Source organism: Escherichia coli DSM 30083 = JCM 1649 = ATCC 11775 (assembly GCF_003697165.2).
GTDB lineage: Bacteria > Pseudomonadota > Gammaproteobacteria > Enterobacterales > Enterobacteriaceae > Escherichia > Escherichia coli.
The window spans coordinates 4,713,425-4,726,126 of record NZ_CP033092.2; the positions used below are offsets into that span (position 1 = coordinate 4,713,425).

A 12,702-nucleotide genomic window follows, 5' to 3' on the forward strand; every position below is an offset into this window, starting at 1 on the left:
AATAAAAAACGCCCCAGTCATTACTGACTGGGGCGGCTAAAATATTCAGCCAAATCCGATTACGTGAAGTAAAAGGTCTGAAAGATAGAACATCTTACCTCTGTACCCTACGCGACTAACTTTACTCTTTTTTGTTCAGTTCAGAAAGCATTTTTTGTAATTTTTTTTCAGTTGTTGCATAGGAATTTCTAATAGCCATCACAAAACGTGACAGCTTATGTTGCTTACTTACGAAAAAAGGGCATGTTCAGGCGAATCTTAGTGCGCCTGATCCCAGTTTTCGCCACGCCCCACTTCCACCAGCAACGGCACATCCAGACGGGTACAGTTTTCCATCAGTTGATGAATCTGCTTCGCGACGGCATCGACATCATCTTTATGGACTTCAAATACCAGTTCATCGTGTACCTGCATGATCATACGCACACGCGGTTGCTCAGCCTGTAGCCACGCATCAACGGCAATCATCGCCCGTTTGATAATGTCGGCGGCGGTTCCCTGCATTGGCGCGTTAATGGCTGCACGTTCAGCCGCTGCACGACGAGCACCATTGCTGGATTTGATATCCGGCAGATACAGACGGCGTCCGTCCAGCGTTTCAACGTAGCCCTGCTCTTTCGCCTGAGCACGGGTGCGTTCCATATACTCCAGCACGCCAGGGTAGCGTTCGAAGTAAAGGTCCATGTACTTCTGCGCTTCTTTACGCGGAATGTTCAATTGCCGCGCCAGACCGAAAGCACTCATGCCATAAATCAGACCAAAGTTGATCGCTTTCGCGCTACGACGTTGCTCGCTGGTGACGGTTTCCAGTGGCAAACCAAACACTTCTGCCGCCGTTGCACGGTGGATATCTTTTCCTTCGGCGAATGCGGTCAGCAAGCCTTTGTCACGCGAGAGATGCGCCATAATGCGCAGTTCAATCTGCGAGTAGTCCGCTGAGACAATCACATAATCCTCTGGCGCAATAAACGCCTGGCGGATACGGCGACCTTCTTCGTTACGCACCGGAATGTTTTGCAGGTTAGGATCGGTTGACGATAAACGTCCCGTTGCGGTTACTGCCTGGTGATAAGAGGTATGTACACGCCCGGTTTTCGGGTTGATCATCAACGGCAGCTTGTCGGTGTAGGTCGATTTCAGCTTCGCCAGACCACGATACTCCAGAATCACTTTTGGCAACGGATAGTCCAGCGCCAGTTCTTCCAGTACCTCTTCCGACGTTGACGGCGCGCCACCCGGCGTTTTCTTCAGCGGTTTAATGCCCTGTTTTTCAAAGAGAATGGTTTGTAACTGCTTGGTGGAAGAAAGGTTAAATTCCTCACCTGCAATTTCATGCGCTTTCTTTTCCAGCTCAGCCAGACGAAGGGTGAGCTCTTCAGAATGATTGTGCAGCACTTTCGGATCGATCTTCACACCGTTACGTTCAATGCGTGAAAGCACCGGCACCAGCGGCATTTCGATATTCTCGAAGACGTTCAACGGCCCTTTGTGTTTTTGCAGATCCGGCCACATTTTCAGATGCAACTGCAAGGTGACATCTGCATCTTCGGCGGCGTAACGTCCGGCCTCTTCGAGGGCAATCTGGTTAAAGGTCAGTTGATTTTTGCCTTTACCCGCAATCTCTTCAAAAGTGATGGTTTTGTGCTTCAACCAACGTTCCGCGAGGCTGTCCATATCGTGACGTCCGGCAACGCTATTGAGAATGTAGGACTCCAGCATGGTATCAAACGCAATCCCACGTAGTTCAATGCCGTAGTTCGCCAGAATACCGCGATCGTATTTCAGGTTTTGCCCGACCTTCAGCGCCTTTTCATCTTCCAGCAGCGGTTTTAGCAACTCGAGTGCACGCTCGCGAGAGATTTGATCGGGCGCATCAAGATAATCATGAGCAACCGGAATATATGCCGCTACGCCTGGCTCGATAGCAAAAGAAAGCCCGACCAGGTTAGCAGAGATGTTATCAAGGCTGTCTGTTTCGGTATCAAATGCAAATACCGGCGCTTTTTCCAGCTTCGCAATCCACTCTTTCAGTGTTTCTTCATCAAGGATAGTGACGTAGTTGTCATAAGAAATCACCGTTGCCGTCACTTCTGGCGCTTCGTCTGCAACACTGGTTTCCTGCGGCCTGGCTGCGGGTTTCGCCCCTTTAGCCTGTAGCCATTTGCCCGCTTCGACATCAGCAGTCCAGCGTTTGAACTCATACTTTTTGAACAGCCCTAACAACTCTTCCGCCGCCGGTGGCTGCACTTCCAGTTGTTCACAGGTCAGCTCCAGTTCAACGTCGGTTTTAATCGTCGCCAGCTGGTATGAGAGATAAGCAACTTCTTTGTTTTGCTCGAGCTTCGCTGCCATTGTTTTCGCGCCACGGAAGCTCAACCCAGCAATTTTTTCTGGCTCGGCATACAGCGTATCCAGCCCGCCAAGACCTTGCAGCAATGCCTGCGCGGTTTTTTCACCGACGCCCGGTACGCCAGGAATGTTATCAGAGGAGTCACCCATCAGCGCCAAGAAATCGATGATCAGTTCTGGCGGCACGCCGTACTTATTCACCACCTCTTCCGGTCCGAGGATGGTATTCGTCATGGTGTTGATAAGCGTGATATTTGGTGTCACCAGCTGCGCCATATCTTTATCGCCAGTGCTGATCAGCACCGGACGCCCGGTTTTTTCGGCTTCGCGCGCCAGAGTACCAATAACGTCGTCCGCTTCTACGCCAGAAACCGCCAGCAGCGGCAGTCCCATCGCTTTAACCATCGCGTGCAGAGGTTCGATTTGTGCTCGCAGATCGTCCGGCATTGGCGGGCGATGTGATTTGTAATGTTCAAACAGTTCATCACGAAAGGTTTTTCCCTTGGCGTCAAAGACCACCGCTGCATGCGTCGGTTTATATTGCATGATCAGACTGCGCAGCATGTTGAGGACACCATACATCGCACCGGTCGGCTCGCCTGCGCTGTTAGTCAGCGGGGGAAACGCGTGATATGCGCGATAAAGATAAGATGAACCATCTACAAGGATAAGTGGATTTTGGGGGATCTGAACCATAATGTCCGTGCCTGTTTATCAGATTATGGGTAAAGGATGCCACAGACAGGATGAAAACATGAGTTTTTCACCGCTTTTCGTGAAAATCTTTTGTAGATCTTCTGGATCGCTCGCAAATCGTCATGTGGATAACTTTGTGCATAAATTATTTACATCGCTTTTAATTTATTATCATGCTTTTTACAGCATGGTGTTTGTCTTTGTTTTTCATGCAGTTAAAAATAAAGCCATCCCTAATAATTGAGATAATGGGATTTTTTCTAATGTGGATAGATATGAATTATTTTTCTCCTTAAGGATCATCCGTTATTTGGGTCGTTTTCTGCTAAAATCTGCGCCTTGCGCTTCTTTAGCGCACTGTCTATGGCTAACCTTTTGAATAAATTCATTATGACGAGAATACTCGCTGCGATAACCCTTTTGCTGAGTATCGTATTGACCATTTTGGTCACTATTTTTTGTTCCGTCCCGATCATCATTGCCGGGATTGTAAAACTATTGCTACCTGTGCCAGTCATTTGGCGAAAGGTTTCGCGTTTTTGTGATTTTATGATGTATTGCTGGTGTGAAGGTCTGGCGGTATTACTGCATCTGAACCCACACCTGCAATGGGAAGTTCACGGGCTGGAAGGGTTAAGTAAGAAGAACTGGTATCTGCTTATTTGTAACCACCGTAGTTGGGCAGATATTGTCGTACTGTGCGTGCTGTTTCGTAAGCACATTCCGATGAATAAATATTTCCTCAAGCAGCAGCTGGCCTGGGTGCCTTTTCTTGGCCTGGCGTGCTGGGCGCTGGATATGCCGTTTATGAAGCGTTATTCCCGCGCTTATTTATTACGTCATCCGGAGCGACGTGGTAAAGATGTTGAAACCACTCGGCGTTCTTGTGAAAAGTTTCGCCTGCACCCCACCACTATTGTCAATTTCGTTGAAGGCTCCCGTTTCACGCAAGAAAAACATCAGCAAACCCACTCCTCTTTTCAAAACTTGTTGCCACCAAAGGCGGCAGGCATTGCGATGGCGCTAAATGTACTGGGTAAACAATTCGATAAACTGCTTAATGTTACGCTGTGTTATCCGGACAATAACCGTCAGCCGTTCTTCGATATGTTAAGCGGTAAACTGACGCGAATTGTCGTACATGTGGATTTACAGCCTATTGCCGATGAGTTACATGGCGACTACATCAATGACAAAAGCTTTAAGCGCCATTTTCAGCAATGGCTGAACTCATTGTGGCAGGAAAAAGACCGGCTTCTGACATCGTTGATGTCATCACAGCGGCAGGAAAAGTAAGTTTTACTCGCCTCTGAATGAGCAGAGGCGAGTGAGTATTTTAATGAACAAAACGTCCGGCACGAGACATAAATTCTTCTTCGCTCATCTCCTGTCCGTTAAAAACAACTTTACCCGGTGTATAACGCAGTTGCAGCGAGGCGGTATTGTTGTCAATCGTGATTAACTGTAACATCAGACCTAATGTCATCATCCCACTGATTTGCTTATCAGCCCGCTTTTGCGCTTTTTCCGCATCCATCCCTTCAGATAAATTAAGCTGTTTTGCGGTTTCTGTAGCGACATTAAGCGGTAACTTCATATCAAAATTGAGCGATTTAATATCTTTGTTTGTGGATGATGAAGATTTGGCTGGGTCGGCAATACTGATATCCAGATTGGCATTTAGTTCGCCGAGTGCGTTCTTCCATCTTACTGGTTGTTTAATCGTCGGCTCACTTTTTTGTAATAACGGTAAATACTCTTTGAACAATGCAGCATTCACTTCTTGCAGAGCAACTTCATCGTTTGCTAACTCAGGGTGTGCAGCAAGCTGCTTCTGCATCGCAATGTTATACTGGATGATAAATTGGCGCACCGCTGAGGGATCAATAGATTCAGCAATCAATGACCACTCACCACTACCGAGTTGCTGATTCCCTTTTGTTAACTTATCAAGTTCGTAGGTCAGATTGACATTGATATAATCTTTGTCTTTAACGCGATCCAGCCTGGTTTTTGCAACGAAAGCATCGATTTGGGCAACGACTTCCCCCTGGTTGATAATATTAACCTGATTAAATTTCGACTCGCTTTCACCAACCGGAAATTTCTTTTCTTCTAATCGTGTCAGAGAATCAATGGTAAAACTTTTCGCCGTTACTTTGTTCATTGGTGAAAATTGCAGAACAATATCTTCGACTTTGCCTTCAATATCCAGGTTAGACAATGAACTATCATCACCATTAAAAGTAAACTGGCCTTCACCAAAAGAAAACTTTCCATACTCTGCAGGGGCAACATCTAATGTCGTGGAGAATGGGCCACCAAACGCGAATCGCAATGTCGCTTCCACGGGCGATTTATTTTTCGCGGCGATAAATAGCGGTTGTGTCAGCTCATTATTCACTAAGTTCACTTTTGCCGCTGCCAGTGCTGGGATGACATTACCATGCATTAACATTGTGATGGGCAACGGACCGTGCTCAACATCCACATCAAATACAATTTTCTGGCCTGGCTTGATATTGAGATCGGGTGCACCGTTATCAAATGTCATTTGCATTTGAAAACGGGAATTAAAAAAGCCTTTGTCAAAATTTTTATAACTTAACGTCATATCGTAGGCATGTTCACCTTTCTTTTTAGCATCGTTAAAACCTTTAATAAACTTTTCGACACCAGGCTGAATTTGCGTACCTGTGTACCATGTGCCACCACCCCAGATTACGGCTAACGCAACAATGGCACCTGTAGCTGACTTACGTATCATATAAATATTCCCTGATAAAACAGCAAAACTTTGAATATCCACTTATGCTGAAATAATGTCCAGCAGCAGGAAGCATTATCAGAATGTATTTATATTTATTAAATAATAAAAAAAGCCCGTGAATATTCACGGGCTTTATGTAATTTACATTGAATTATTTTTTCTCGGACAGATATTTCACAGTATCAGCATACTGCTGAACAAAAACATCCATATTGCTGGTATCCATACCCTGCGGATTCAGCTGATATTTACCGTTAACAAACATCGCCGGAACACCACGCAATTGCACGTCAGCTGCAGCTTTTTCCTGCTGAGCGACCAGAGATTTCACCACGAAGCTGTTCCACGCCGCGTCGTACTCTTCACCTTTAATACCTGCGTTGATAAATACATCGCGGATATCAGATGCTGAACGAATGGTCTGGGTTTTTTGTACGCCTTCAAACAGCGGAACTGTGACTTTGTCTTCCACGCCCAGCGCCATCGCCACAGCCCATGCCTGAGTCAGCTCTTTGCCCAGGTCACCCCCCATGAAGTTGACGTGGTATTTAGTCATCTTCACGCCTTCCGGCAGTTTTTTCTTCACGTTATCAGAAATATGCAGAACTTCTTCAAACTGATAGCAGTGCGGGCAGAAGAAAGAGAAAAACTCCAGCACTTGCGGCGCGCCAGCAACTGGTTTTTCCAGGGTAGTGTACTGTTTACCATCTTCATACTGCGCCGCCGATGCGCTAAACGCTAAAACTAAACCAGCCAGCGCCAGCCAAATCTTTTTCATGATCTACTCTCTCCGATTAATACATAGGTGTTAATTGCAAAGGGGGTTCTTGTAGAACTTTTGCCTGTTCTATAAAAGTCACCGTCTGTCGTAGCCAGTAATCTTCCCCGGTTAACCACGGGAAATTTTTCGGGAACGCGGGATCAGCCCAACGCCGCATTAGCCAGGCAAGATAATAAACCAAACGCATGGCGCGTAAAGGTTCAATCAGTCCGATTTCAGCGGTGTCGAACTCGCTAAATTCTTCATAAGCCTCAATAATAGTTTCCAGTTGCATCCGCTGCTCGGCTTTATCACCATTGAGCAACATCCACAAATCCTGAACGGCTGGACCATTACGTGCATCATCCAGATCAACAAACATTGGACCATCGCGCCAGAGAATATTCCCGGCGTGGCAGTCTCCATGTAGCCGCAGAACGGTGAAATCTTCCCGCCAGTGTGCTGTAACGGCGGCAATCAGCTCATCTGTCGCTTTCAGGAATGCCGCTTTCAACCCGGAAGGTATCAGTGTAGCGTCCTCAAACAGCTTGCGTGGCTCAATGAGATATTCATTCAAACCGATGGTCGGGCGATGGATAAAAAGCTGTTTGCGCCCCGTCTGGTGCATACGCCCTAAATAACGCCCAACCGCTTCCATCTGATCGATATTATCAGCTTCGAACTGGCGACCACCGACGCTTGGAAAAACAGCGAAATAAAATCCCTGATGGTTCAATAAAGTCTGACCATTAAAGGCCACAGGTGCTGCGACCGGAACTTCATCGTTAACCAGCTGCAACGCAAATTGATGTTCTTCGAGGATTTGATCGGCTGTCCAACGTTCAGGGCGATAAAATTTGACGACAAAACGTCGACGATCTTCGTCCTGAAATTGATAGACACGGTTTTCATAGCTGTTAAGCGGGGTAAGACCGGAATCCACCCGAATCCCATGCTCAAACAGAGCGTCCATGATGGTATCCGGGTGTAGTGTCTGGAAAGTAAAAGCGCTGTTGTTCATCCCATCATCCGGAAAACATTACGAATGATGAAGGATATCATTTCACGATGATTTTGGTTGCGCCGCTTACAAGCTTTTACTCTTTAATTACGCCACGTGCGCGTAATAGCGCCGTTTTGAAATCTTCTTCATAATCTTTCTGCAAACCCGGGATCACCGCATCTTTCGCGGAATCACGCATTTTCAGGTGATAGATCAGAATGTCATCCGTCAAATCCGCCAGTTCGCCGTCAAAACCTGACTCTTTCGCCAGTTTCTGCAAAAATTGCAGCAGGTTAAGGTCTGGCTCTTTTTGCCAGGCTGGCTGGAGGAGTTCAATAACTTCATTCAGACGTTTACATTTCATAGTAATGCTCCTTACTCTTGAGACAGACACGTTAGCAGGGTCAATCCCACAATAAAAGAGGCGATATCGGTGAATCTGATGACGATGATAACAGGCGTTGTGCTGGCGGGCGGTAAAGCCAGACGAATGGGCGGCGTAGATAAAGGATTGCTTGAATTAAACGGCAAACCATTATGGCAGTATGTCGCTGACGCGCTTATGACGCAGCTTTCTCACGTCGTGATTAATGCTAATCGTCATCAGGAAATCTATCAGGTAAGCGGTCTGAAAGTGATTGAAGATTCACTGGCGGATTACCCTGGTCCTCTGGCAGGAATGCTTTCAGTAATGCAGCAGGAAGCGGGTGAGTGGTTTTTGTTTTGCCCGTGCGATACGCCTTACATTCCCCATGATTTAGCCGCCCGGCTTACTCATCAGCGCAAAGATGCGCCTGTCGTGTGGGTCCACGACGGTGAACGCGATCACCCGACTATTGCTCTGGTAAACCGCGCAATTGAGCCTTTATTACTGGAATATCTGCAAGCAGGAGAACGCCGGGTTATGGCATTTATGCGTCTGGCTGGCGGTCATGCGGTTGATTTCAGCGATCGTAAAGAGGCATTTATAAACGTGAATACGCCAGAGGAGCTTGCCCGATGGCAGGAAAAACGATGATACCGTTACTCGCCTTTGCTGCATGGAGTGGCACCGGAAAAACAACGCTGCTGAAAAAATTGATCCCGGCATTATGCGCCAGAGGGATCCGTCCGGGGCTGATTAAGCATACGCACCATGATATGGATGTTGATAAACCGGGCAAAGATAGCTATGAGCTGCGCAAGGCTGGCGCGGCGCAAACCATCGTTGCCAGCCAACAGCGATGGGCCTTGATGACGGAAACACCAGACGAAGAAGAGCTGGATCTACATTTTCTCGCAAGTCGAATGGATACCTCAAAGCTGGATTTGATTCTGGTCGAAGGGTTTAAGCATGAAGAGATCGCAAAGATTGTGCTGTTTCGCGATGGAGCCGGACATCGACCGGAAGAATTAGTGATAGACAGGCATGTTATTGCTGTAGCCAGTGATGTGCCGCTTAATCTTGATGTCGCGTTACTGGATATTAATGATGTTGAGGGGCTGGCTGATTTTGTGGTGGAGTGGATGCAAAAGCAGGACGGATAGGCAAGAGTAGGCTGGAGCAAACGCGCCAGCGTCGCATCCGGCATTTATTCTGCTCCAATGCAAAAAGGCCATCCTGACGGATGGCCTTTCGCTTAATTTGATGCCTGGCAGTTCCCTACTCTCGCATGGGGAGACCCCACACTACCATCGGCGCTACGGCGTTTCACTTCTGAGTTCGGCATGGGGTCAGGTGGGACCACCGCGCTAAGGCCGCCAGGCAAATTCTGTTTCATTAACCCGCTTGTCGCCGGTTAATCTAATCTGTATCAGGCTGAAAATCTTCTCTCATCCGCCAAAACATCTTCGGCGTTGTAAGGTTAAGCCTCACGGTTCATTAGTACCGGTTAGCTCAACGCATCGCTGCGCTTACACACCCGGCCTATCAACGTCGTCGTCTTCAACGTTCCTTCAGGAGACTCTAAGTCTCAGGGAGAACTCATCTCGGGGCAAGTTTCGTGCTTAGATGCTTTCAGCACTTATCTCTTCCGCATTTAGCTACCGGGCAGTGCCATTGGCATGACAACCCGAACACCAGTGATGCGTCCACTCCGGTCCTCTCGTACTAGGAGCAGCCCCCCTCAGTTCTCCAGCGCCCACGGCAGATAGGGACCGAACTGTCTCACGACGTTCTAAACCCAGCTCGCGTACCACTTTAAATGGCGAACAGCCATACCCTTGGGACCTACTTCAGCCCCAGGATGTGATGAGCCGACATCGAGGTGCCAAACACCGCCGTCGATATGAACTCTTGGGCGGTATCAGCCTGTTATCCCCGGAGTACCTTTTATCCGTTGAGCGATGGCCCTTCCATTCAGAACCACCGGATCACTATGACCTGCTTTCGCACCTGCTCGCGCCGTCACGCTCGCAGTCAAGCTGGCTTATGCCATTGCACTAACCTCCTGATGTCCGACCAGGATTAGCCAACCTTCGTGCTCCTCCGTTACTCTTTAGGAGGAGACCGCCCCAGTCAAACTACCCACCAGACACTGTCCGCAACCCGGATTACGGGCCAACGTTAGAACATCAAACATTAAAGGGTGGTATTTCAAGGTCGGCTCCATGCAGACTGGCGTCCACACTTCAAAGCCTCCCACCTATCCTACACATCAAGGCTCAATGTTCAGTGTCAAGCTATAGTAAAGGTTCACGGGGTCTTTCCGTCTTGCCGCGGGTACACTGCATCTTCACAGCGAGTTCAATTTCACTGAGTCTCGGGTGGAGACAGCCTGGCCATCATTACGCCATTCGTGCAGGTCGGAACTTACCCGACAAGGAATTTCGCTACCTTAGGACCGTTATAGTTACGGCCGCCGTTTACCGGGGCTTCGATCAAGAGCTTCGCGTTACCGCTAACCCCATCAATTAACCTTCCGGCACCGGGCAGGCGTCACACCGTATACGTCCACTTTCGTGTTTGCACAGTGCTGTGTTTTTAATAAACAGTTGCAGCCAGCTGGTATCTTCGACTGATTTCAGCTCCACGAGCAAGTCGCTTCACCTACATATCAGCGTGCCTTCTCCCGAAGTTACGGCACCATTTTGCCTAGTTCCTTCACCCGAGTTCTCTCAAGCGCCTTGGTATTCTCTACCTGACCACCTGTGTCGGTTTGGGGTACGATTTGATGTTACCTGATGCTTAGAGGCTTTTCCTGGAAGCAGGGCATTTGTCGCTTCAGCACCGTAGTGCCTCGTCATCACGCCTCAGCCTTGGTTTTCCGGATTTGCCTGGAAAACCAGCCTACACGCTTAAACCGGGACAACCGTCGCCCGGCCAACATAGCCTTCTCCGTCCCCCCTTCGCAGTAACACCAAGTACAGGAATATTAACCTGTTTCCCATCGACTACGCCTTTCGGCCTCGCCTTAGGGGTCGACTCACCCTGCCCCGATTAACGTTGGACAGGAACCCTTGGTCTTCCGGCGAGCGGGCTTTTCACCCGCTTTATCGTTACTTATGTCAGCATTCGCACTTCTGATACCTCCAGCAACCCTCACAGGCCACCTTCACAGGCTTACAGAACGCTCCCCTACCCAACAACACATAGTGTCGCTGCCGCAGCTTCGGTGCATGGTTTAGCCCCGTTACATCTTCCGCGCAGGCCGACTCGACCAGTGAGCTATTACGCTTTCTTTAAATGATGGCTGCTTCTAAGCCAACATCCTGGCTGTCTGGGCCTTCCCACATCGTTTCCCACTTAACCATGACTTTGGGACCTTAGCTGGCGGTCTGGGTTGTTTCCCTCTTCACGACGGACGTTAGCACCCGCCGTGTGTCTCCCGTGATAACATTCTCCGGTATTCGCAGTTTGCATCGGGTTGGTAAGTCGGGATGACCCCCTTGCCGAAACAGTGCTCTACCCCCGGAGATGAATTCACGAGGCGCTACCTAAATAGCTTTCGGGGAGAACCAGCTATCTCCCGGTTTGATTGGCCTTTCACCCCCAGCCACAAGTCATCCGCTAATTTTTCAACATTAGTCGGTTCGGTCCTCCAGTTAGTGTTACCCAACCTTCAACCTGCCCATGGCTAGATCACCGGGTTTCGGGTCTATACCCTGCAACTTAACGCCCAGTTAAGACTCGGTTTCCCTTCGGCTCCCCTATTCGGTTAACCTTGCTACAGAATATAAGTCGCTGACCCATTATACAAAAGGTACGCAGTCACCCCATAAAGAGGCTCCCACTGCTTGTACGTACACGGTTTCAGGTTCTTTTTCACTCCCCTCGCCGGGGTTCTTTTCGCCTTTCCCTCACGGTACTGGTTCACTATCGGTCAGTCAGGAGTATTTAGCCTTGGAGGATGGTCCCCCCATATTCAGACAGGATACCACGTGTCCCGCCCTACTCATCGAGCTCACAATATGTGCATTTTTGTGTACGGGGCTGTCACCCTGTATCGCGCGCCTTTCCAGACGCTTCCACTAACACACACACTGATTCAGGCTCTGGGCTCCTCCCCGTTCGCTCGCCGCTACTGGGGGAATCTCGGTTGATTTCTTTTCCTCGGGGTACTTAGATGTTTCAGTTCCCCCGGTTCGCCTCATTAACCTATGGATTCAGTTAATGATAGTGTGTCGAAACACACTGGGTTTCCCCATTCGGAAATCGCCGGTTATAACGGTTCATATCACCTCACCGACGCTTATCGCAGATTAGCACGTCCTTCATCGCCTCTGACTGCCAGGGCATCCACCGTGTACGCTTAGTCGCTTAACCTCACAACCCGAAGATGTTTCTTGCGATCCATCATCGTGTTGCGAAAATTTGAGAGACTCACGAACAACTTTCGTTGTTCAGTGTTTCAATTTTCAGCTTGATCCAGATTTTTAAAGAGCAAAACTTCGCAGTGAACCTTTGCAGGTACACTCTGAAGTATTTTTTATTTAATCACTACAGAGATGGTGGAGCTATGCGGGATCGAACCGCAGACCTCCTGCGTGCAAAGCAGGCGCTCTCCCAGCTGAGCTATAGCCCCATAACATGTAGTTAAAACCTCTTCAAATTTGCGATGCAAATTTGGTAGGCCTGAGTGGACTTGAACCACCGACCTCACCCTTATCAGGGGTGCGCTCTAACCACCTGAGCTACAAGCCTGT

8 protein-coding genes, 2 tRNA genes and 2 rRNA genes are annotated in these 12,702 nt (G+C 48.6%); 3 read left to right on the forward strand and 9 right to left on the reverse strand.

The genetic code is table 11. From position 1 onward, the window contains the following. Positions 1 to 258 precede the first annotated feature (258 nt). Complete coding sequence (gene polA / locus EAS44_RS24135) at positions 259 to 3,045, reverse strand: DNA polymerase I (protein WP_000250046.1); 2,787 nt, start codon at positions 3,043 to 3,045, stop codon at positions 259 to 261. 363 nt (positions 3,046 to 3,408) lie between these two features. Between polA and yihG the strand changes: the two genes are divergently transcribed. Then, on the forward strand, positions 3,409 to 4,341 hold the full coding sequence (yihG, locus tag EAS44_RS24145; RefSeq protein ID WP_001350867.1) for an acyltransferase: 933 nt from the start codon (positions 3,409 to 3,411) through the stop codon (positions 4,339 to 4,341). 40 nt (positions 4,342 to 4,381) lie between these two features. Here yihG and yihF read toward each other — a convergent pair whose 3' ends face one another. The 4 genes from yihF to yihD all read right to left on the reverse strand — a co-directional run bounded on the left by yihF (position 4,382) and on the right by yihD (position 7,942). Next, complete coding sequence (yihF, locus tag EAS44_RS24150; protein WP_001331556.1) at positions 4,382 to 5,812, reverse strand: YdgA family protein; 1,431 nt, start codon at positions 5,810 to 5,812, stop codon at positions 4,382 to 4,384. Positions 5,813 to 5,966: 154 nt separating this feature from the next. Next, positions 5,967 to 6,593: a thiol:disulfide interchange protein DsbA gene (dsbA, locus tag EAS44_RS24155; RefSeq protein WP_000725344.1), complete on the reverse strand. Its 627-nt coding sequence runs from the start codon at positions 6,591 to 6,593 to the stop codon at positions 5,967 to 5,969. Between the two features lie 16 nt (positions 6,594 to 6,609). Next, positions 6,610 to 7,596, reverse strand: coding sequence for a stress response kinase SrkA (srkA, locus tag EAS44_RS24160; RefSeq protein ID WP_001065498.1), 987 nt, complete (start codon positions 7,594 to 7,596; stop codon positions 6,610 to 6,612). Positions 7,597 to 7,672: 76 nt separating this feature from the next. After that, a complete protein-coding gene (yihD, locus tag EAS44_RS24165; protein ID WP_001295263.1) occupies positions 7,673 to 7,942 on the reverse strand; it encodes a YihD family protein in 270 nt (89 codons plus the stop codon). Between the two features lie 69 nt (positions 7,943 to 8,011). Between yihD and mobA the strand changes: the two genes are divergently transcribed. Together mobA and mobB are read left to right on the forward strand one after the other, a co-directional pair. Then, the gene (gene mobA / locus EAS44_RS24170; RefSeq protein ID WP_001052149.1) at positions 8,012 to 8,596 is read left to right on the forward strand and encodes a molybdenum cofactor guanylyltransferase MobA; all 585 of its coding nucleotides are present in this window, start codon (positions 8,012 to 8,014) and stop codon (positions 8,594 to 8,596) included. Then, positions 8,578 to 9,105: a molybdopterin-guanine dinucleotide biosynthesis protein MobB gene (gene mobB / locus EAS44_RS24175; RefSeq protein ID WP_000907613.1), complete on the forward strand. Its 528-nt coding sequence runs from the start codon at positions 8,578 to 8,580 to the stop codon at positions 9,103 to 9,105. The genes mobA and mobB overlap by 19 nt, the downstream gene beginning before the upstream one ends. 102 nt (positions 9,106 to 9,207) lie before the next feature. Here mobB and rrf read toward each other — a convergent pair. The 4 genes from rrf to EAS44_RS24195 form a co-directional block, all read right to left on the reverse strand. Beyond that, positions 9,208 to 9,323, reverse strand: a 5S ribosomal RNA gene (gene rrf, locus EAS44_RS24180). 95 nt (positions 9,324 to 9,418) lie between these two features. Next, positions 9,419 to 12,322, reverse strand: a 23S ribosomal RNA gene (locus tag EAS44_RS24185). Positions 12,323 to 12,505: 183 nt separating this feature from the next. Further along, positions 12,506 to 12,581, reverse strand: a tRNA-Ala gene (locus EAS44_RS24190). Positions 12,582 to 12,623: 42 nt separating this feature from the next. Continuing rightward, positions 12,624 to 12,700: transfer RNA gene (locus tag EAS44_RS24195), tRNA-Ile, on the reverse strand. Positions 12,701 to 12,702 lie beyond the last annotated feature (2 nt).